At 58.7% G+C, this 21,662-nt stretch carries 18 protein-coding genes and 1 tRNA gene; 12 read left to right on the plus strand and 7 right to left on the minus strand.

Translation table 11 applies throughout. The annotated features are described in order from the left end of the window. The first annotated feature begins 44 nt into the window (after nt 1-44). Nucleotides 45-120 (plus strand) — tRNA-Val (locus FHT97_RS25550). 557 nt (nt 121-677) lie between these two features. On the opposite strand, the gene FHT97_RS25555 is transcribed toward FHT97_RS25550, so the two are convergent. Continuing rightward, a complete protein-coding gene (locus FHT97_RS25555; RefSeq protein WP_183758013.1) occupies nt 678-1,151 on the minus strand; it encodes a nuclear transport factor 2 family protein in 474 nt (157 codons plus the stop codon). Between the two features lie 473 nt (nt 1,152-1,624). On the opposite strand from FHT97_RS25555, the gene FHT97_RS25560 reads away from it, so the two are divergent. After that, complete coding sequence (locus FHT97_RS25560; protein ID WP_183758015.1) at nt 1,625-2,650, plus strand: NADP-dependent oxidoreductase; 1,026 nt, start codon at nt 1,625-1,627, stop codon at nt 2,648-2,650. Nucleotides 2,651-2,874: 224 nt separating this feature from the next. Here the strand turns inward: FHT97_RS25560 and FHT97_RS25565 are convergent, their stop codons facing one another. From FHT97_RS25565 to FHT97_RS25575, 3 genes are all read right to left on the minus strand, one after another. After that, nucleotides 2,875-3,822 carry an electron transfer flavoprotein subunit alpha/FixB family protein gene (locus tag FHT97_RS25565; protein WP_183864652.1) on the minus strand — a complete coding sequence of 316 codons (948 nt, stop codon included), beginning with the start codon at nt 3,820-3,822 and terminating at the stop codon, nt 2,875-2,877. A gap of 24 nt (nt 3,823-3,846) precedes the next feature. Beyond that, nucleotides 3,847-4,596 carry an electron transfer flavoprotein subunit beta/FixA family protein gene (locus FHT97_RS25570; protein ID WP_183758019.1) on the minus strand — a complete coding sequence of 250 codons (750 nt, stop codon included), beginning with the start codon at nt 4,594-4,596 and terminating at the stop codon, nt 3,847-3,849. Nucleotides 4,597-4,683: 87 nt separating this feature from the next. Beyond that, nucleotides 4,684-6,720, minus strand: a complete 2,037-nt coding sequence (locus tag FHT97_RS25575; RefSeq protein WP_183758021.1) for an NADH:flavin oxidoreductase — start codon at nt 6,718-6,720, stop codon at nt 4,684-4,686. 144 nt (nt 6,721-6,864) lie between these two features. On the opposite strand from FHT97_RS25575, the gene FHT97_RS25580 reads away from it, so the two are divergent. The 10 genes from FHT97_RS25580 to FHT97_RS25625 all read left to right on the plus strand — a co-directional run bounded on the left by FHT97_RS25580 (nt 6,865) and on the right by FHT97_RS25625 (nt 17,522). Next, nucleotides 6,865-7,494, plus strand: a complete 630-nt coding sequence (locus FHT97_RS25580; RefSeq protein WP_183864653.1) for a TetR/AcrR family transcriptional regulator — start codon at nt 6,865-6,867, stop codon at nt 7,492-7,494. A gap of 8 nt (nt 7,495-7,502) precedes the next feature. Continuing rightward, nucleotides 7,503-8,297 carry a pyrroline-5-carboxylate reductase dimerization domain-containing protein gene (locus tag FHT97_RS25585; protein ID WP_183864654.1) on the plus strand — a complete coding sequence of 265 codons (795 nt, stop codon included), beginning with the start codon at nt 7,503-7,505 and terminating at the stop codon, nt 8,295-8,297. 65 nt (nt 8,298-8,362) lie between these two features. Beyond that, a complete protein-coding gene (locus FHT97_RS25590) occupies nt 8,363-9,364 on the plus strand; it encodes an ABC transporter substrate-binding protein (protein WP_183864655.1) in 1,002 nt (333 codons plus the stop codon). Nucleotides 9,365-9,465: 101 nt separating this feature from the next. Continuing rightward, on the plus strand, nt 9,466-10,353 hold the full coding sequence (locus FHT97_RS25595) for a proline/glycine betaine ABC transporter permease (RefSeq protein ID WP_183758029.1): 888 nt from the start codon (nt 9,466-9,468) through the stop codon (nt 10,351-10,353). Continuing rightward, nucleotides 10,346-11,422 carry a glycine betaine/L-proline ABC transporter ATP-binding protein gene (locus FHT97_RS25600; protein WP_183864656.1) on the plus strand — a complete coding sequence of 359 codons (1,077 nt, stop codon included), beginning with the start codon at nt 10,346-10,348 and terminating at the stop codon, nt 11,420-11,422. Before FHT97_RS25595 ends, FHT97_RS25600 begins: the two co-directional genes overlap by 8 nt. Before the next feature lie 228 nt (nt 11,423-11,650). Next, complete coding sequence (locus tag FHT97_RS25605) at nt 11,651-13,636, plus strand: FAD-dependent oxidoreductase (RefSeq protein ID WP_183864657.1); 1,986 nt, start codon at nt 11,651-11,653, stop codon at nt 13,634-13,636. 1 nt (nt 13,637) lies between these two features. Then, nucleotides 13,638-14,636 carry an Ldh family oxidoreductase gene (locus tag FHT97_RS25610; RefSeq protein WP_183864658.1) on the plus strand — a complete coding sequence of 333 codons (999 nt, stop codon included), beginning with the start codon at nt 13,638-13,640 and terminating at the stop codon, nt 14,634-14,636. A gap of 1,372 nt (nt 14,637-16,008) precedes the next feature. After that, on the plus strand, nt 16,009-16,341 hold the full coding sequence (locus tag FHT97_RS25615) for a hypothetical protein (protein WP_183758037.1): 333 nt from the start codon (nt 16,009-16,011) through the stop codon (nt 16,339-16,341). Between the two features lie 253 nt (nt 16,342-16,594). Further along, on the plus strand, nt 16,595-16,738 hold the full coding sequence (locus tag FHT97_RS25620; protein ID WP_183758039.1) for a hypothetical protein: 144 nt from the start codon (nt 16,595-16,597) through the stop codon (nt 16,736-16,738). 268 nt (nt 16,739-17,006) lie between these two features. Continuing rightward, the gene (locus FHT97_RS25625) at nt 17,007-17,522 is read left to right on the plus strand and encodes a cupin domain-containing protein (RefSeq protein ID WP_183758041.1); all 516 of its coding nucleotides are present in this window, start codon (nt 17,007-17,009) and stop codon (nt 17,520-17,522) included. A 78-nt stretch (nt 17,523-17,600) separates the two neighbouring features. Here the strand turns inward: FHT97_RS25625 and FHT97_RS25630 are convergent, their stop codons facing one another. From FHT97_RS25630 to FHT97_RS25640, 3 genes are read right to left on the minus strand one after another with little or no spacing between them, the layout of a single operon-like run. Next, complete coding sequence (locus FHT97_RS25630; protein ID WP_183758043.1) at nt 17,601-19,886, minus strand: xanthine dehydrogenase family protein molybdopterin-binding subunit; 2,286 nt, start codon at nt 19,884-19,886, stop codon at nt 17,601-17,603. Next, nucleotides 19,883-20,899 carry a xanthine dehydrogenase family protein subunit M gene (locus FHT97_RS25635; RefSeq protein ID WP_183864659.1) on the minus strand — a complete coding sequence of 339 codons (1,017 nt, stop codon included), beginning with the start codon at nt 20,897-20,899 and terminating at the stop codon, nt 19,883-19,885. Before FHT97_RS25635 ends, FHT97_RS25630 begins: the two co-directional genes overlap by 4 nt. After that, nucleotides 20,899-21,474, minus strand: a complete 576-nt coding sequence (locus tag FHT97_RS25640) for a (2Fe-2S)-binding protein (RefSeq protein ID WP_183864660.1) — start codon at nt 21,472-21,474, stop codon at nt 20,899-20,901. The genes FHT97_RS25635 and FHT97_RS25640 overlap by 1 nt, the downstream gene beginning before the upstream one ends. Between the last annotated feature and the right edge of the window lie 188 nt (nt 21,475-21,662).

The following is a 21,662-nucleotide window of genomic DNA, read 5'->3' on the forward strand; positions in this document are numbered from 1 at the left end:
TCACGGCCACCGACGCGGCGGACCGAACCGGACCGATCTCGCGAGGGCGATTAGCTCAGTTGGTAGAGCGCCTCGTTTACACCGAGGATGTCGGGAGTTCGAGTCTCTCATCGCCCACCAGATTCCTCACAAATGTTTCAAAATAGATGCGTCGTATCACAGACGCGCCTCGCGATATCGTGTTTTCTCGTTCCGGTTGGCAAGGTATGCAGTGGCAAGGGGGACAGCCTGAGGAGGCTTAACCCGGAGAGGGTTTCGGCCTGCCATGAGCACCCTGTGACTGCAGTCATCGCGATCACTATGACGATGATTGTGAAGCCGGAGCCAGAAGACTTCTCGGGCCCCGCCCGAGCTTTTTACTCGACGTTCTCCTCGGTCATGGAAGCGATAGAAAGTTCAAGCTTCCATCGAGCTCCTTGCTGGAATGGACAAGGGCCACGCGCGCCTCTCGGCCTCTATCATGAACGGCGTCGTCGCCGCGCCGGTGGTGGTCGGTGACCTGTCGCATGGGTCCCCATAGATCAAGCAATGCATGATCGCGCTACATCACACGATTGATATGCATTCGAGACTTGAGTTGCATTGGCCGTCACGCTGCTTGGGCCGCGTGCTTGGATGCAAGGCTTGGGTCATGCATCCGATCCGCTCCCATCCCGGGGAAAAATCTGGCGCGAGCTCTACAATCCGAGGTCAGAAAGACCAGGATGGTCGACCGGTCGAGGGCCGCCACGGTCCCACCTGTACTTGCGCTCCTGTTCCTTGATCGGCAGATCGTTGATGGAGGCGTATCGGCGTCGCATCAGGCCGTTGGATGCAAATTCCCAATTTTCGTTACCATAGGATCTGAACCAGTTGCCCGAGTCGTCATGCCATTCGTATGCGAACCGCACTGCTATCCGGTTTTCGTGAGCCGACCATAGTTCCTTAATAAGTCGGAATTCCAGTTCGCGCGCCCACTTGCGCGTGAGGAAGCCAACGATTGCTTCGCGACCGGTGACAAACTCGGCGCGATTGCGCCATTGGCTGTCCTCGGTATACGCGAGCGAGACCTTATGGGGATCGCAGGTGTTCCATGCGTCTTCGGCACCCCTCACCTTCAAAACGGCACTTTCGATGATGCAAGGAGGGAACGGTGGGCGTTCTTCATGCATTTGCATACCCCTTCCGCTTCGATCGCCGATTTGCTGCAAATATATTGCCAATGAATTTTTGCAGGTCCTAGGTTCTCAGCCAAATATTGGTGCTTGGACCCCGCTGCAATGGGAACGGTGTTAGGGCTGCCAATCCCGATCGATGCGTGCCTCCTCTGTGAAAGGCTGTGAGCGGCCAACCATCCCTTCTGTGGACGCAGCAACACCATGCAGGCAGCAACTGTCAGGGGCGCAAAATCGAGATAAGAGGCGCCCAGAGCGGTGGATTGAACGAGCAGCCAGGTCCGTCCGCTTGCCACGTCCGGCCAAGGTCGTAACACAAAACTGGACGCTTGGAGGAAGGACGTTTCTGCCGAAACCCGTGTACATTGACCAACAGGCGTGGGAACGAGTATCACAGGTGTCGGCGACGCCTTTCGGGCGAAACAGCGCGCCCATCCATGAGCTCACGGGCGCGCCTCGAAGAGGAGCAAATGTTGACCGACAGCCTTACGAATTTTCGGGTAACGTTGGCCTCACGCCCTGTTGGCGAGCCGACCGAAGCGAATTTCAGGATTGATCGGCGGCCGGTGCCCGAGATTGCCGAAGGAGAGATCCTGCTTCAGGTCCTGTACCTGTCGCTCGACCCATATATGCGGGGTCGGATGGATGCCGCCAAGTCGTACGCCGCTCCCGTAGCCATTGGCGACGTCATGGAAGGTGGAACGGTCGCGCGCATATTGAAAAGCCGGAATCGCAGCTACACGCCTGGTGAGATCGTACTCTCTCATTCCGGTTGGCAAAGCTATGCAGTGGCAAATGGCGACGGCTTAAGGAAGCTCAACCCTGAGAGTGCGCCCATATCCACAGCTCTTGGGGTTCTGGGCATGCCGGGCTTTACGGCCTACGCCGGTCTTCGCAATATCGGCAAGCCGATGGCCGGGGAAACCGTTGTCGTGGCGGCGGCCAGCGGGGCAGTCGGATCCGCCGTCGGGCAGATAGCCAAGATCAATGGCGCGCGCGCCGTTGGGATTGCAGGCGGCAAGGAGAAATGCACATTCGTTCTCGACGAACTTGGTTTCGATGCTGTTATCGACCACACCAAGGCGGATTTTGCTGACGCGCTCGCCGCCAGCTGTTCCAATGGCATTGATGTCTATTTCGAGAACGTTGGCGGCCCGATCTGGGATGCGGTATTTCCCCTCCTCAACGATTTCGCCCGCGTACCCGTTTGCGGCCTGATTGCACACTACAACGGCGAGGTTTCTGCACGACCGGATCGGCTGACTGACGTCATGCGGACAATCCTTCGCAAGAGCCTGACCATTCGTGGCTTCATTCAGCGCGAATTTGCCGACCAGCGACCGGAATTCTACCAAGAGGCATCAAAATGGATTGCCGAAGGCCGCCTGAAATATCGTGAAGATATCGTGGATGGCCTGGAGAATGCGCCAAGGGCATTCATAGGCCTTCTGAAGGGTCGAAACTTTGGCAAGTTGATTGTCCGCGTAAGCGAGTGAGTGGACAGTCAGCTGTCAAGAGACCCTATGTCCGAGCCGGCCGCCTTATCGCCTTGGCCATTTACGACGAGTGGTCGCGACACAACAGATGGGAGTGGTCGACCAGCATATTCCGCCGTCGCTAGATTTGCCGCCCGCAAATCGGACTTTACCTGTGCCAGCAGAGCAGCCCACCAACTGACTGCGATCGGTACGCTCGGCCGCTCTCGGGCTTTTCGAAGCGGTCAGGCGGACCGCTCTACCTCCGGCAACACCTCGAAGAGATCGCCGACGAGACCGTAGTCGGCGACCTGGAAGATTGGCGCCTCCTCGTCCTTGTTGATGGCGACGATGACCTTCGAATCCTTCATGCCGGCGAGATGCTGGATGGCGCCTGATATGCCGCAGGCGATGTAAAGGTCAGGTGCCACGACCTTGCCGGTCTGCCCGACCTGCCAGTCGTTCGGGGCGTAGCCGGCATCGACGGCGGCGCGCGAGGCGCCGACGGCGGCCCCGAGCTTGTCGGCGACCGGCAGGATGACTTCCTTGAACTTCTCGGCCGAGCCCAGCGCCCGGCCACCCGAGATGATGATCTTCGCCGAGGTCAGTTCCGGACGCTCGGAGGCCGACAGCGCCTCCTTGACGAAGGTCGAGAGACGAGAAGAAAGGGCTGCCGTCGAGATCTCCTCGACGGCAGCAGTTGGGCCTTGGGGACCGGCCTGGGAGAACGAAGCGGTGCGCACGGTGATGACCTTCCTGGCGTCGGTCGCCTTCACCGTCTGGATGGCGTTGCCGGCATAGATCGGCCGCTTGAATGTGTCCGCCGAGACCACTTCGATGATCTCCGAGACCTGGGCGACGTCGAGCAGGGCGGCAACGCGCGGCATGACGTTCTTGCCGGTCGAGGTGGCGGCGGCAATGATCGTATCATAGCTTGCCGCGAGTGAAACGATCAGTTCGCCGAGCGGCTCGGCCAGATTGTTGGCAAGCGCGTCGCTTTCGGCGAGCAGCACCTTGGAGACACCGGAGAGCCCGGCAGCCGCATTGGCCGCTGGTTTGGCGCCCTTGCCGGCGACGAGCACGGTGACGTCGCTACCCTGCTCCTTGGCAATCATAGTTGCTGCCGTCAGCGCCTTGGCGGTCTGGTCGGAAAGGTGGCTGCCGTCGTGATCAGCCAGAAGAAGAATGGCCATGGATATGTCTCCCTTTCTCGAACCCTAGAGGACGCCGGCTTCGGTCTTCAGCTTCTCGACCAGCTCGGCGACCGACTTGACCTTGACGCCCGCCTTGCGGCCGGACGGCTCTTCGGTCTTCAAGACCTTCAGGCGCGGCGCGGTGGAGACGCCGAAATCGGCGGGGCTTTTCTTGTCGAGCGGCTTCTTCTTCGCCTTCATGATGTTCGGCAGCGAAGCGTAGCGTGGCTCGTTGAGGCGGAGATCAGTGGTGACGACGGCCGGGAGCTTGACGTCGATGGTCTGCAGGCCGCCGTCGACTTCCCGCGTCACGGTTGCCTTGCCATCACCGATTTCGATCTTCGAGGCGAAGGTTGCCTGCGCGGTGCCAAGCAGTGCCGCCAGCATCTGGCCGGTCTGGTTGGAGTCGTCGTCGATCGCCTGCTTGCCAACGATGATGAGGCCCGGCTGTTCGGCGTCGGCGACGCCCTTCAGGATCTTGGCAACGGCGAGTGGCTCGACGGCATCGTCGGTCTCGACCAGGATCGCCCGGTCCGCGCCCATGGCGAGTGCGGTGCGCAGCGTCTCTTCAGACTTGGCAGGACCGATCGACACGACAACGACTTCCTCGGCCTTGCCGGCTTCCTTCAGCCGCAACGCCTCCTCCACCGAGATCTCGTCGAACGGGTTCATCGACATCTTCACATTCGAAAGCTCGACGCCTGTGCCGTCCGGCTTCACGCGGATCTTCACGTTGTAATCAACCACCCGTTTCACGGGGACGAGAATTTTCATGAATGCACCTGTTCGTTAGAGTTTGGAAACGAGCCATCGCTTGTCTTCCCTGCGGTACCGAAAGATTCGACAAGTCGCATTCTTGGTCTACAGATCCTTTGCTATGCGCAGGCCATCGTAGATGGCCGCATGGGTATTGCGCGCCGCCACCGCGTCGCCGATCCGGAAGAGCTGGAAAAGTCCTTCCCTATTGCGGACCACCGACTGCGGCTTGCCTTCCAGGAGCTCGTCATAGGAGGTCTCTCCGAGATTGCTCGAAAGCGGCTTGAGGTCGAAGTAGAGCTGATCGAGCGGGATCGTCCCGTGGTTGACGACAATCTGGTCGACGATGCGCTGTTTCGACACACCGCCGTAATCGCTGCCGACCATGGCGACAATCTGGTTTCCCTTCCTTTCAGCGGATTCGAGGCGGAATGTAACTGTGAAGGTCACGTCCAGCTTCTGAAGAGATCGCATGTAAGGGACGAGGTTCATGGCCATGACCTCGGGGGCGAAAGAACGATCGGGCGTCATGATCTCGACCTTCGCGCCCGCCTTGGCCAGGAATTCGGCGGCCTGGAGACCAGCGTGGTCTCCGGCATCGTCGAAGACGAGGACATTCGTGCCGGGCTTCACATCTCCGGAAATGATATCCCAGGACGACACGACAAGATCGTTGCCCCTGGTCAGAACCTCGGTGTGAGGCAGGCCGCCTGTCGCGATGATGACGACGTCGGGTTTCTCCGCCGTGATCGTGTCTGTCTCTGCCCACGTATTGAAATGGAAAGTGACACCGAGTTTTTCGCACTGGGCCATGCGCCAATCGATGATGCTGATCATCTCGCGGCGGCGTTCGCTCTGGGCAGTCAGCCGGATCTGCCCACCCGGATTGCTTGCCGCTTCAAATACGACGACCTCGTGACCGCGCTCGGCGGCGACGCGAGCCGCTTCGAGACCAGCCGGCCCTGCGCCGACTACCACCACTTTCCTGGGGACATCGGTCTTCGGGATCACGTGGGGCATCGTTTGCTCGCGTCCGGTTGCCGCGTTGTGGATGCAGAACGCCATGCCACCCTGGTAGATCCGGTCCAGACAGTAGTTGGCACCAACGCACGGCCGGATGTCTTCTTCCCGTTTCTCGATGATCTTGCGGACGATATGGGGATCTGTCATGTGCGCGCGTGTCATGCCGACCATGTCGACCTTCCCGGCCGCAATGGCGTAACGCGCCGTGGCAACATCCGGGATCTTTGCCGCATGGAAGGTCGGAAAGTTTGTTGCCGCCCTGATTTCGCCGGCGAAGTCGAGATGGGGCGAGTTGGCCATTCCCTGGATCGGAATGACGTCAGTCAGACCCGGATCAGTATCGATATGCCCGCGAATGACGTTCAGGTAGTCGATGAGGCCGCTGTCGCGAAGTCTGCGGGAGATTTCAAGACCTTCCTCCTTGCCAGTGCCGCCGGGAAGGCGTTCGTCAGCGGTGTAGCGGACGCCGAGGATAAATTCGTTCCCGACCCTTTCTCGCATCGCCCTGAAGACGTCGAGACAGAAGCGCATGCGGTTTTCGAGTGACCCTCCGTACGGGCCATCGAGTTCGTTGGTCAGCGGCGATGCGAACTGATCGATCAGATGGCCGTAGGCCTCGAGCTCCACGCCATCCATGCCGCCAGCCTTCATGCGCTCGGCGGCGTCGGCAAAGTCCTTGATGATGCGCTCGATATCCCAATCTTCAAGCTTCTTCGGAAATGCCCGATGCGCGGCTTCACGATGATGGGATGGGGCAACGACCGGGAGCCAGTCCCCCTTATCCCAACGCGTTCGCCTGCCAAGGTGGGTGAGCTGGATCATGATCGCAGCACCCTGCTCGTGGACGGCGTCCGTCATCTCCCTCACCCAGGGTACGATCTCGTCCTTGTATGCCAGAAGATTGTTGAAGACAGGCGGGCTGTCCTTGGACACGGCTGCAGAGCCGGCCGTCATTGTCATCGCAACGCCACCCTTGGCGCGTTCGACCGTATAGGCCCGGTAGCGCTCTTTCGGCATGCCATCCTCTGGATAGGCTGGCTCATGGGATGTCACGATGATGCGATTGCGCAGTCTGAGGTGCTTGAGTTGGTACGGCTGCAGGAGGGGATCGTTCGACATCTGTCGTGCTCCGAATTAGCAATCGGTCAGGACGCTAGGTGGAATGTACATATGTGTCAACATTGAAAACATGAGGGTTAAATTTTATTGACAGTAATGTACATTTTAATTGTGTTGACCTTAACCATTTGCTAGGAGTTGCTCATGGACCAGAGTTTGAGCGACAGTGGCTGGCGTGGATCGCAGGAGGGATGGCTCGAGGCAGCCTATGACGTCCTGCTGGAGTCTGGCATTGATTCCGTGAAGATCCTGCCTCTGGCAAAGAAGCTCAACCTGTCTCGCACGAGCTTTTACTGGTTCTTCAAGGATCGTGAAGAACTTTTGGCCGGACTGGTTGCTCGCTGGCGCGACAAGAATACAGGGTCGATCGTAAAGCAGTCCGAAGCCTATGCGGAAACCCTGGCGGAAGCGATGCTGAATGTCTTCGACTGCTGGCTGGACAGCCGACTGTTCGACAGCAAGTTCGAGTTTGCCGTGCGCAGCTGGGCATTACAGTCCGACGAGATCCTGCGGGAGGTCCAAGAGGCGGATCGAGCACGGATGGATGCGCTTGCCATCATGTTCAAACGCTTTGGGCATTCCGAAATCAGCGCTGATGTTCGCGCCCGGACGACCTACCTTGTGCAGATTGGCTATATCTCGATGCAGTCAAACGAAAGCATCGCACTGCGCATGAAGCGCATCCCTGAATACATCGCGATCTACACGGGCGAAGTCCCTCAGCAGCGAGAGCTTGACCGGTTCTTCGCCAGACACGGCTACAAACCAGGCTAGGGAACGAGATGAGCGGAAAGGTTAGGATCGGGATCATTGGCGGCGCCGGATGGCTTGGCGGTTCCATCGCAGAAGCGATCCTAGCCGCCGGCCTCGCCGATCCCGATGATCTGACACTGTCTTATCGCCGCTCGCAGCCAGATCGCTTTTCCGCGTCGCACTGGACACAAGACAATCAACGTCTCGCGGACAGCTCGGATGTCTTGATCCTGTCGGTACGTCCGCAGGACTGGGGCTCCGTCCCTGTCACAATGCGAGGGAAACTTCTGATTTCGGTCATGGCCGGCATCCCCCTCTGCGCGCTTTCAGAACGGCATGCGACCGAACGGGTTGTCCGAGCCCTCCCCAATGCCGCTGCCGAAGTCTCCCTATCCTATACGCCCTGGATCGCCTCAGCTGGCGTCGATGCCGTTGATCGCAGCCTCGTGCGCAAAATCTTTGGCGCGTGCGGCGTCGAAGATGAAATGAAAAGCGAGAGCGACCTTGACTACCTCACGGGCATGTCGGGCACCGGACCGGCTTTCCCTGCGCTTCTTGCCGCAGCCATGATGGGGCATGCGATTGATCAAGGTTTGCCAGCGGATGTTGCTCGAAGAGCCGTCCTGACGATGCTGATTGGCACGGGGCGCCTGCTGGAACGACGGCAGGACTGTCCGACCGAAATCGTCAGCCGCTTTCTAGAATACCGCGGGGTGACCGCTGCTGGCATCGACGAGATGCGAGCATCAGGATTCGACCAGGCTGTGTTCAATGGACTGGCCGCAGCCTTCAGGAAATCGGTGAGTATGGGAGACGCTTCCTAACGACCGTTGAGGTGGGTTCGCGGCGCCCCGCCCAAAGATAAACGCCGCTAAAAAAGGGAACGATAATGAACAAGTTATTGGCTTCTACGTGCATGGTATTCGGGCTGCTGGGAGCGGCCTCCTACGCAAATGCGGCGGACTGTGGCAGCGTTACGATCGCGAGCATGAATTGGCAGAGCGCGGAAGTTCTGTCGAACCTCGATAAGATCATCCTGAACGAGGGATATGGTTGCAGCGCAGAAATCACCGTTGGCGACACCGTTCCGACCATCACCTCAATGGCCGAAAAAGGCGAGCCAGACATTGCTCCCGAAGCCTGGATCGATCTTCTTCCGGATGTCGTGAAGAAGGGCACGGATGAAGGGCGCATCGTCAAGGTCGGCTCGCCACTTCCCGATGGCGGCATTCAGGGTTGGTGGATCCCGAAATATCTGGCAGACGCCCATCCGGATCTGAAGACGATCCCCGACATGCTGAAGCACCCGGAACTGTTCCCGGACGCCGAGGATGCGTCGAAGGGAGCAATTTACAACGGACCGCAGGGCTGGGGCGGCACAGTGGTCACCTCTCAGCTCTACAAGGCGTTTGATGCTGAAAAAGCAGGCTTCAAGCTTGTCGACACCGGTTCTGGTGCCGGTCTCGATGGCTCGATCGCAAAGGCCTACGAGCGCAAGCAGGGTTGGGTCGGCTATTACTGGGCCCCGACTGCGTTGCTTGGCAAGTACGAAATGGTGAAGCTCGACGCCGGTGTTCCAGCCGATGCCGCCGAGTGGAAACGCTGCAACACCGTTGCAGACTGCGGCGATCCGAAGCCGAACGCTTGGCCGGTCGACACGATTGTCACGCTGGTTGCAAAGCCCTTCTCCGAAAAGGCGGGACCTGATGTGATGTCCTACCTCGAGAAGCGTTCGTGGAGCAATGATACGGTCAACAAGCTCATGGCCTGGATGACCGACAATCAGGCGAGCGGGGAGGACGGCGCCAAGCACTTCCTGAAGGAAAACAAGGACATCTGGACAAAGTGGGTGTCGGAAGACGCTGCGAAAAAAATCGAAGCCTCGCTTTGATTGGTTGAATGGGCGGCGCGTTTGGACACGCGCCGCCACTTCACAAGCCGGAAAGTAACCAGGAGACTTGTCACGGCTCTTTCAGAGAAAAGGGGAACCGCATGGAATGGTTTTACAAATTTCCGCACATGAACGACGATAGTCTTCGTGACCTCAAAAAGATGATCGACGACGGATTTCGAGGTTTCACGAGGGCATATGGCGACTCCATCGAGACCTTCTTTTCTCCGTTGCAGCACTTTCTGATCGCTGTTGACCGGTTCATGACCCAGACGCCGTGGCCGATCATAACACTGATGGTCCTCGTGATCGCATGGCTGGGAAGCCGCAGCCTGAAGATTGTGCTCGGCTGTCTCGTAACGCTGCTGCTCATCGGCTACTTCGACATGTGGGACGACACCATGCGGACCGTCTCGATGATCTTCGTCTGTACGGTCCTGTCGATCGCACTTGGCCTGCCGATCGGCATTCTGATGGCACGATCGGACCGGTTCCAGCGCGTTGTCCATCCAATCCTCGACGTGATGCAGACAATGCCGAGCTTCGTCTACCTGATTCCTGTTGTCATGCTGCTCGGGATCGGACGCGTGCCGGGTCTCATCGCTGTCGTGATCTATGCGATCCCGCCGATGATCCGATTAACTGACCTCGGCATCCGGCTGGTCGACAAGGACGTCCTTGAGGCCGCCGATGCCTTTGGCGTTTCGAATTCCCAGAAGCTCTTCAAGGTGCAGATGCCGCTGGCCCTCCCCACCATCATGGCCGGGATCAATCAGACCATCATGATGGCGCTGGCGATGGTCGTGGTGGCCTCGATGATCGGCGTCCAGGGCCTTGGACAACCGGTGCTGAAGGCGATTGCCAATCAGTACTTCACCCTCGGCATTTTCAACGGCCTTGCCATTGTCGGCATCGCAATCATCTTTGATCGAGTCAGCCAGGCATACGGCAAGCGGCTCCAGAAGCATCGGGAGATCGTCCATGGCTGATCATGTTTTTGGCGGCATCAGGATCCGCCATCTGTTCAAGATCTTCGGTCCGAACGCGCGGTCCCATATTGAGGCGGTTCAGAAAGGCCTGACCAAGACCGAATTGAACCGGAAATACGGCCACGTGCTCGGCCTGCGCGACATCAATATCGAAATGCCGTCGGGCTCGATCCAGGTCATCATGGGCCTTTCCGGTTCGGGAAAGTCGACGCTCATTCGGCATATCAACCGGCTGATCGATCCGACCGCCGGCGAAGTGCTCGTCGACGGTGTCGACGTGGTCAAGATGGATGAATCCGAACTCCGGACGTTCCGCCGGCACCAGACGGCTATGGTGTTTCAGAAGTTCGCGCTCCTGCCGCATCGCAACGTCCTCGACAATACGCTCTTTGGTCTCGAGGTCCAGGGTGTAGAGCGTTCGAAGGCCGTCGACGTCGCCATGCGATGGCTGGAGCGTGTGGGTCTGAAGGGCTTTGAGGAGAAGTACCCGAACCAGCTTTCAGGTGGCATGCAGCAGCGCGTCGGCTTGGCTCGCGCCCTTTCGAATGACGCGCCGGTGCTCTTGATGGATGAAGCCTATTCGGCACTCGACCCGCTGATCCGCACGGATATGCAGACTGTTCTCATCGACATCCAGCAAGAGATAAAGAAAACCATCGTCTTCATCACACATGATCTCGATGAGGCACTGAGGTTGGGGGATCAGATCGCCATTCTGCGCGATGGCGAAATCATCCAGCAAGGCACAAGCCAGGACATCGTGTTGCGGCCGGCCGATGAGTATGTCGCCAATTTTGTGAAGGAGGTGAACCGCGGCCGCGTCGTCCAGGTGAGTGCCATCATGAGCCCCTTGCGGGCCGGTGCTCCCATCGGTGGCTACACCATCGACGCCTCGACGACCGTTGAGGAGGCCGTTCGCCAGCTTGCGTCGGTTCCCGAAGGCGATGTGACCGTCATCGGTGAAGGATCCCGTCCTGTTGGCGTTGTCACGTTCCGCCAACTTGCAACTGCAATGGTCAACTCGGACACTGCCCAACCGCACGAGGGTGTCATTGCCCTCGTCCGGTGAGGCTATAGCAAAATATCTGACCCTCGTGCTCGCCGAACGCGAGCATGAGGTCTCGTGACCGGTCAATTTCAGTGGATCGCGGTTTTGCGATCGAGATCCCTGGAAGCAAGTTCTCCTGAAAGGCGTTCTGGGTGTGCTCCACCAGGCTCCCATCTCCCTGCCCTCTAGCCCGTTGACACCCAAGACCCCTCGTTTAACCCAAGCAGTGACCTGCCTCCGGGAGTGGCTATGCCCGAAACATTTCCCCGCCTCTTCAGCCCGCTTCAGATTCGTGGGCATACGCTTCGCAATCGGATTGTCTTTGGCGCCCATACAGCCAACATGGCCTTCGATGGGCTGCCGACGGAGCGCCATGTCTCCTACTACGCTGAACGTGCAATCGGCGGCGCTGCAATGATCGTCGTCGAACCGATGCCGGTCCATGCGTCAGCCGTTCTGACCCGAGGAAACTTCCGGCACTCTGATGACAGTGTCATCCCGCATTTCGAGAAGGTTGTCAGCGCCATAAAGGACAATGGCGCAGTGGCGATCCAGCAGCTCTATCACGTCGGAGCGCACGGTGATTCCGACAACTCCTTCCACCCGCACTGGTCGCCATCAGGTCTGCCGAGCTACCACGACAGTGACGGCTCGCATCCGATGACCGAGGCCGAGATCCTCGAGACGATCGACGGCTTCGTCCAGGCCGCACGACGATGCCACGAGGCCGGCTTCGATGGTGTCGAGGTCTGGGCAGCCTATCTTGGCATGGTCGACCAGTTCTGGACGCCCTGGAGCAATCGACGCGACGACCAGTGGGGAGGTTCGCTCGAAAACCGAACGCGCATGTCTCGCGAGATTCTTGCGCGGATCAGGGAGACCTGCGGACCGGACTTCATCATAGGCATTGCAGTCAGCGACGAGCCGGATGTCAAGGCGGCCCTCCAGCGAGACGAGCTTGCGGAGATTGTGAAGCTTCACGACGATCTCGGTCTTATCGACTACGTCACGTGTGGATCGGGCGGCTACCTCGATTTCTACAAGCTGATGCCGACGTTCATCTATCCCGAAAAGCTCGGCGCCGATCTTGCCGCATATCTCAAGAAGGTTGTCAAAAACGCCGTCGTCATCGCCGAAAGCCATATCCGGACCCCTGAAAATGCCGAGACCGTCCTTGGCGAAGGCGCATCCGACCTTGTCTCACTCGTTCGTGGGCAGATCGCCGATCCCCATTTGGCGCGCAAGGCAAGCGAAGGGCGTGCCGACGACATCCGGGGCTGCATATCCTGCAATCAGATGTGCTGGGGGCGCCGGTCGAGGGACTACTGGATAAGCTGTCTGATCAACCCTTCAGCGGGGCGTGAATTCGAATGGAACGGCGATCGCTTTAGCAGGACATCAGACCCAAAACGCGTCCTTGTCATCGGTGGCGGGCCGGCAGGTCTTGAGGCCGCAAGAGTTGCGGCGGAACGCGGCCACAAGGTCGTCCTCTCCGAAGCCGGAACGCGTCTGGGTGGCAACTTTCTGCTTGCAGGACTGCAGCCGAGGCGCGCGCAGATCCTTGATCTGCTCGCCTGGTATGAACGCCAACTGGAAAAGCTCGGTGTTGAGGTCAGGCTGAATACCTATGTGGAAGCCGATGACATCGACCCATCAAAGGTGGACGTCGTCATCGTTGCGACCGGGTCCTATTCGCCGGAGACCGGATTTCAGAAAGCCTTACCAACGATGGAAAGGATGCCCGGCTTCGACAAGAGTGGCGTTTTCACCGTCGAAGCCGTCATGGCCAGACAGGCAAGGCCAGGCAAACAGGTGCTTCTGCTGGATGAGGCCGGTGGTTGGCGCGGCTGCGGAACGGCCTGGAAGCTTGCGGAGGACGGCCATCGCGTTACCATCGTCACACCCGATCCGCTTGTCGGGAAAGAGCTTCAGAGAACGGCTGCCGATGTGCCGATGCGACAAGCCCTGAAAAAGCTTGGGGTTCAATGGACTACCGAAGTCAGCATCGTCGAATGGCACGGAAACGGCGCGACTGTTCTGGACCACAACAGCGGTGAACACAGCTTCATGGAAGCGGACGCACTTGTTATCGCGACGACCAATCACGCAATGGACTGGCTGATACCTGGCCTGACAAAACTGGGCGTCGTCGTCAGACAGATCGGCGATTGCGCGGCACCGCGGCAGGCTCCCTATGCGTTCTACGAAGGCAGGAAGACGGGATTGGAAATCTGACATGTCCGACGACGTCGTGCTCAAACGAAGGGATGCCGAGGAACTCGCCATGAAGGCTTGCCTGGCCTCCGGCGCAGACAAGTCGAGCGCACGTTCGCTCGTGAAAGCCACACTGTCGGCGGCGAGTTACGGGCCGCCAACGCTCGGCTTTCCACACCTCGTGGACTATCTCAATGGTTTCCGTCAAGGACGGATAAATTGCAACCCCACACCACGGCTGGACCGCGCCTTTCCTGCCTTCCTCGTTTCAGACGCAGATCGCGGCATCGCGCAGCTGGGCTTCGATCTCGCTTTTCCAGATCTGCTCGACGCGGCCCGTAAATTCGGGATTGCCGTCTTGACGCAGACGAACAGCTATACCGCTGGCGAACTCGGGTACTATGTCCGAAGGCTTTGCGATGAAGGCATTATCGGACTGGCCGCGACAAACGCAAATGCCATGATGGTGGCCAAGGTCGGGGGCAAAGTGGTCTACAGCACAAATCCGATGGCATTCGGATTTCCGCTCGGCGACCACACGCCGCCGCTCATTATTGACCAGGCATCCAGCGCGACCGCTTTCGTCAACATTATAAGAGCTGCCGAAGAAGGAAAAGCGATCCCCGAGGGCTGGGCAGTGGACGAAGACGGTCACCCGACCGATGAAGCCTCAAAGGCGCTGATGGGAGCCCTGTTGCCGTTCGGCGGGCGCAAGGGCGCCAATGTCGCGCTTCTGGTGGAGATGCTGGCGGCTGGTCTGTCGGGCGGCCCCTGGTCGCTGGACACGCCAGATTTCAGGTCGGGAGCTCAGTCCCCTGGGGTTGGTTTGACCGTGATCGCAATTATGCCAAGGGAAAATGCAGAAACGCAAATTGAGCGTGTCCGCGCCCAGGTTCGTCGTCTCCAGGATTACGGTGTGTTCGTCCCGGGAGTGAGCGGGAGGGACCCCGCACCGCTTCCATTGGAACTCACCATCCCTCATAATGTCTTCGAAAAGATCGGGGCCATCATCGCCACTTAGAGGAACGTTAACGCCAGCATCGAGTGGCTCGTCATGGATTGGTCCGGGTTGGTTTGCCATTCGCCGCATTTGCCTCAATTGGTAAACCCGGCTCTCCACGTGCCTTAAGCGGAGGACGAGGCACTGGATCCGATCAGGTTTTTCAGTCCGCTATGCATCAGAGAAGCGGGGGTATCAGCGACACCCGCGAAAATTTCCCGCAGCAAATCAGCCAGGAGGTTCACCACCAGTGGCGAGTGACGCTGTTTGGGTTTCAAGAGCCAAAGGTCAACTTGCCCGGCTGGCTGCAATGGCTTTCGAACCGCCCTCGAACTGTCGAGATCTAGCCCGACATACCATTGCGTGGCCCCCATTGAACAGAAGGTCATTATGTTCGACAGCTCCATGCATGATGTGAGCCTTCCTGATGCGCTTAACCATTGGTGTTTTCTCTTCGTTGGTGATCAATGAATTGTTTCGGGCGATCTCCCCGAGCTATAAGCGGCAAGCCGACCGAGTTGCCGTTAACCGCGTGTCGCTGACGAGTAAATCAACCTCCTTTCACAACAGGCGGCGTCGAATGTGCGAAGGCCTTTGCTAGCCTTGAACTCGACCAGGAATGGAGGCCGGACCCGTGAAGTCTGCGAGAAGCTGGAAGCCGTGCGCGGATGGCGAGGCATGGTTGGCTTGGTACGCGGAAGAAGATCTTCCTGCGCGCGCCACTATTGGCGTCGCTGACCTCGGTGATGCTCGCCGGTTGGTCGAAATCACGGCAAGTGCGGCCGTAAAGGAGGCCTAGCCTCGGAATCACCAGGTATCTTCCGCCCGGAGCATGCTTGCGGGGCCACTCACCTGTTCGAGGTGTGCCCCTCACCATTAGTATTAGCGGCTCTGGAAACAATTCCCTGCGACACCAAATGACATCAGGCGCTCGGCCATCGACCCCCCGATGACCAGCGCAGGTCGGCTCGCACAGCAGCATTAGCCCCGGCACGCGAGCCGGCCACCCCCTCAACCAAAGCGCGCTGATAGAGCAGAAGCCCAGGTACTCTTCCTGCAAGAGTCGCCGCTACTCCATCAGTCTTCAAAAGAGCTTCGGTCCTGCGTACGCGCTTTCCGAGCGGTACTTCCTTTCTCACTCTGCCGGTTTTAACTATTAGTGATTTGTAAAATACCACATAAAGACGAACTATCGGATTTTAACGCGTTCAGGTTTCGGAGCCGACCCCAGCCCCTCCGAAACCAAACAAGCGTACGGCTTGGGCCTAGGCGAATTGCTCCAGCCGTACGCTCCTCTGGCCTTGTGGCAGCTTAATCGAAAGGCGAACTCGCCAATAGCTGGCAATACTGCTAGGTTTGATATAGCCGCAACGTCGACGTGTTAGGGGGAGGCATGGCAAGCATCTCTACCACACCGGATTTCGTCTCCGAACTCGTTCGGGCCCTAGACCAAATCCACCTGCTCACTCCCAGCGAGCGAAAAGATCTGGTCGTCCGCGGCGTTGCCAGCATCCGCGAGCTGCAACATACACTTGATGCCAGTGGAGTGGATACACCGATGGCATCCCGCACATTGCGCGATGTGGAGACGTTGATTGCCGAGATGGACGATACTCCCAACGAACTCGTTGCCGCCGCTTTCGTCGTTTTATGTGACCAAATAAACAGGCTCCTGAGGATCTGTGAGACCACATCTGCGAACGAAGACGGTGAAGTGCCTGCCTAAGCGGTTTTTTCGTTGTGGCATTTCAAATCTCCTTTCATCTCCGCGCGCCCTGGTCGCACTCAAAATCCTGAGAGCTCGCGCTATCGCCATCCAAAAACCGGCATCACGACATGCCTGATACCTAATAGGCAAGGTCCCGCCAGACCTGATGCGCGGGAGCCTCACGCTGTCTTTCAGTGTCTACAGATAAGTGTTCGATCAAGGTCGCACTCAGGCGTTCATGTCGTTTAGTAATACGCATCGAGGTGGCGATATGCGAGATTTTGAAAACAAACGCGAAAACGACGAAACGCCAACGCCTGCACCGCTGCCTGAGGGCGAGGAGTTCTTCGACCCTTGGGAGGAAGAATTCCGCAAGAGCTTCTCCAAGGACGATAAGGACTTCGATCTTTTCTAATCCCGCTATTTCTGTCCAACGATCCGGGACAAATCGATCCTCATCCCGGCCCCGGCGGCGTTTTGCCGCTCGGCAGCTTGTGAAGCGTCGGGTATCCATGCAGGTGGAGCGACGAAGCTAAGGGAAGATTGGATGTTGATGCCTCCAATGCTTCCCAGAAGGTCGCCATCCGCCGGCATGTGGGAACGACTCGCGTCATCCGGGATTTAGAGTGAGCAAGCATCATCCACCCAGCATCGTTGGTTGCGGTCGTAGAAGGGTTAAAGCGATGGAAGTCCACACGAAACTTCTTCCGAAAAGTGAGTGGGTGCCGAATAATTCGCTGCTGCCTCTCATCGTCTACAAGTCAGCAGTCGATCCAACGGGCGACGCCGCGCAACGGTTCGAGGCCTTGTTTCAGGAAAATGGCTGGACTGGAATCTGGCGGAACGGGATATTCGATTATCAACATTACCATGTACACGCGCATGAGGTCCTGGGGATTGCGAGGGGGAAAGCTTCCGTCCAGCTCGGTGGACCTGCAGGGATCAGTTATGCTGTAAATGCCGGGGATTGCCTGGTCTTGCCCGCTGGGACGGGGCACTGCCTTGTCGCGGCAAGCGACGATTTCCTGGTGGTTGGTGCTTATCCGCCTGGCCAACATGCGGATATCAAGAGGTCAAGCGCAACTGAGGAGGAGCTCACGGCTATAAAAAACTTGCCTCTTCCCCCAACCGATCCCCTGACGGGCCATCCCGGGCCCTTGCTGAAGCACTGGCGATCACCGAACGCGGATCAGATCTGAGGCAAGGCCCGGTTCGCTTTCCCCAGTGCGTGCAGGTTCAGTCATTCCCGAGAGATTTGCTTGATGAACGTCAGTGGTTCAGGAAAGAAGACTGTCGATGCGAATTGGCAACTGCCTGACACGCTTTCCTGTCGCGTGAAACACGGCGCTCGCGACCGCTGCAGCGGTACCGACATTGCCAAGCTCACCTAGCCCCTTCACGCCAGCGGGGTTGACGTCGTTGTCGGTCTCGGGGACCAGGATGACCTTAACCTCCCCGATGTCGGCGTTCACTGGTACGAGATAATCCTGCAGGTCGCGATTGACGACACGCGCGCTCCTATGATCGAATTCGGTCGCCTCGTGGAGGGCTGACGAGATGCCCCAGATCATGCCTCCCATCAGCTGGCTGCGTGCGGTTCTGGTATTCATGATCCTTCCGCCCGCAAAGGCACCAACAATGCGCGGGACTCGGATTTCGCGCGTGCGACGATGGATGCGCACCTCGACGAATTCGGCCCCAAAGGCATATTTAATCATCTCGCCCTTCTCACCGCTCACCATCTCCATATTGCCCTTGTAGAGCTTGGAGACGGCCTCCGGAGAAGCTGTGTCCGGACGAAATTCCGTGTATTGCTCGATAACGCCGCTTCCGAGATTTTTGAAGGCATCCCTCAGGTCCTGCGAGGCGTTGCCGGCAATCAACCTGCCTCCCTTGAAGCCTATCGATCGCGGATCGCTTCCTGCCAGGGGTCCGTCGTTTGCCGTGACTACGGCTCGTGTGAGCTTGTCGCGGATTTCGCCACATGCCTTGATGATGGCTGACGATACGCTTGCAGTCGTATTGGATCCGCCAGCGACCGGGGCAGGCGGTAGGCGTGTGTCACCCATTTCCACCTCGACCACGACTGGATCGAGACCCAACTGCTCGGCGACAAGCTGAGCCGCGACTGTGCGGATGCCCGTTCCAATCTCGTGAGACGCCGTCTGTATCCGCGCGTGACCGTCATCGGTCAGCGTGATCCGGACCGCGCATGGGGCGACGTTGGAGGGATAAACTGCCGTGGCGCAACCCATGCCAATCAGCCAGTCACCATCCTGCGTGCTGCCGACCTGCGGATTTCGAGTGGACCAGCCAAATTCGCGTGCTGCCTGATCGTAGCACTCCATTAGGGACCGGCTTGAAAATGGCTTGCCCTCGATCGCATCCCTGCTCGCATCGTTAATCCGGCGAAATTCGACCGGATCCATGTCGAGAGCGACCGCCATTTCGTCCATCGCACTTTCCAGCGCGTAGACGTAAGGGGTCTCCGGTGGCGATCGCATGTAACTTGGTGTCGGTCGGTCGGCCTTCACCAGGAAGACCTTGGTCAGGACCGAGCCGTAGTTATAAATGCGTCCAGTGGTTTTCGTGCCGCCGACGACATAAGGATCGGGACGCGATGTCACCTCCCACCCCTCGTGCTGAAAGGCCAAAATCCGGCCGTCGCGCGCAGCGCCCATCCTGACATGATGACGGGTCTCGGCGCGATATGTTTGGGTCGTGAATGCCTGCGGCCGCGTCACGACGCAGCGTACCGGCCTGCCCAATCTTCGCGCCGCCAGCGCGACGATTGCCGTGCGCGGCGTGATCGGTCCCTTTGAACCGAAGGCTCCACCAATATAAGGGCTAACCACTCGCACGCGGTCGGGTTCGATCCTCAGCTGCCGGGCTATTTCGACCTTCCAGCCGTAGACATTCTGCGACGGCTCGTAGACGGTCAAATTATCACCCTGCCAATAGGCGGTCGTGGAAAACAGCTCGATCGGATTGTGGTGGTGCGTCGCCATGCCGTATTCGGCATCGATCTTTACATCCGCCTTGGCAAAATTGGCCTCGAAATCGCCGGCCTTTACGTCTTTGCCGAATTCCTCGCTTGCCTGCGCTGCAGCAACCGTTTCCGTTCCGTCCGACCCGAAACCTGTACTTGGTTGCTCTTCCTCGTAGTCGGCGTTGATGCGCATTGCCGCTTCGCGGGCGACCTCGACCGTCTCGGCCACCACAAGAGCGATAATCTGGCCGTCATGCCAAATCTTCGTATCGTGCAATGGACCGATCGATGTCGATCCGGAGGTTCCAAATTCCGGCGGCTCCAGCTCCTTGCCCACGTCCTCGTGCGTTAGCACGTCGAGCACGCCGGGAATGGCACGTGCGTCTTCGAGGTGAAGCCCCTTGATCCGGCCACAAGCGATAGCGCTCGTGACGAGATACCCATGAGCGATATTGTTGAGCGGGATGTCGGCGGGATAGGATGCCTTGCCCATGACCTTGAGCCGGCCGTCCACGCGCGCAAGTGGCGCTCCCATGTTTTCGCCTGGCGTTGGCGCAGCTTCACTCTTGCTCATAAGCTCATCTCCCGGACTTCCATCAGAGCGCGCACCAGCGTCTGCTTTCCCAATTCGACCTTGAATGAATTGTGTTCCCGAGGCTTTGCTTCCGCAAAGGCCGCATCCGCCGCGGCATTTGCGGCTTCCTCGGTCAGCGGTCGCCCCCGCAGCACGTCTTCGGCTGTTACCGCACGCCAGGGCACGGTCGCCAGTCCTCCGAGACCGATGCGCACGTCACGCACGTTTTTACCATCGAGATCGAGAGCGACCGCGGTCGAGGCCAATGCAAATGCATAGGATTGGCGATCACGGACCTTCAGATATGTGGACCTTGAAGCCCATTGAGGAATTTGGACGATGATGGCGGTAATCATCTCGTCGGGCCGCAGGACCGTTTCAATGTCAGGCCGGTCCTCCGGCAGACGATGCAGTTCAGAAATCGGGAGGCGACGGTTGGCATCCCGGCCCTGGATCTCGATCGAGGCGTCCAGCGCGATCAGGGCTTGTGCGAAATCGCCATGATATGTTGCAATGCAAGAATCGCTTACACCCAGGATCGCATGCTGCCGGTTGAAGCCGTCTATCGCCGAGCAGCCGGAACCTGGAAGGCGCTTGTTGCAGGGCCAGGAGATTTCGCGAAAATACTCGCACCGCGTCCTCTGCAGCAGGTTGCCGCCGAGCGTCGCCATGTTTCGGATCTGGCGACTTGCTGCAAGCTTCAGGCTCTCGCTCAGCATCGGGCATCGCCGGTTGATTTCGGCGTGGTCCTCCGCCTCACTCATCCGCACCAGGGCGCCAAGCCGGAGTTCCGAACCCTCGAGTGCGATCGTACGCATGGCGGTTTCCTGGATCGGGTTGATGTCCACAAGTCGAGAGGGACGATTGACTCCGAGCCGCATGTAGTCGGACATGTTCGTACCGCCAGCAATAAATTGCGACGGGGCATCGGTTGGGGGCTGCTGATTGACCTCTTCCATTGCTGAAAGAGCTTCGTGCAGCGTGTCGGCCCTCTCGTAGATGAAGGGTAGCATCAGACCTTCTCCATCTCTTCACGGGCCTGTTTTACGGCTTCAACGATGTTGGGATAGGCAGCGCACCGACAGATGTTACCGCTCATGTATTCCCGGATGTCTGCGTCGCTGTCTGCATGACCCTCCTTAACGCAGGCAACACCAGAGATGATCTGGCCGGGGGTACAGTAGCCACACTGAAAGGCATCGCAGTCGATGAACGCCTGTTGCATCGGGTGCAGCGTTCCGTCGGCAGAACAAAGACTTTCGATGGTCGTGATCTCGCGACCCTGGTTCATCGCGGCAAAGCTTATGCAGGATAACGTCCGCTCACCATCCGTCAGAACAGTGCAAGCGCCGCATTGTCCGTGATCGCAGCCTTTCTTCGTGCCGGTCAGGCCCGCGTGGTCGCGAAGGAGGTCCAGAAGCGAGGTGCGGCTGTCGACATTGAATTGATACGACTGCCCATTTATCCGCATGGATATCGCCACAGCCTCGTCTGCATTGCGCCTCTCGGATTCCTGGGCTTGCCCTGAAGCTGCGGTGGCTCCTTTGAGCGGGATGGCTGCAGCGGCAACCGTGATTGTGCCTGTCATGAGGGTTCGCCTGGTAAGGCCGGCACTTCCGGCGTGCGTGGGTGAAGGCATGCGGTCGTCCAACGTTCTTCAGATTTCGTTTGCCCGCCCCAGCCAACGAGGCTTGTCGACCGTGCGCTAACCTCTCCTCGGCGAAAGAGTTCCAAGGCGCGGTTGGTTTTTCCTGGCTTGCTTGCCCTGGCCCGAAG

The organism is Rhizobium sp. BK399, assembly GCF_014194695.1.
GTDB lineage: Bacteria > Pseudomonadota > Alphaproteobacteria > Rhizobiales > Rhizobiaceae > Rhizobium.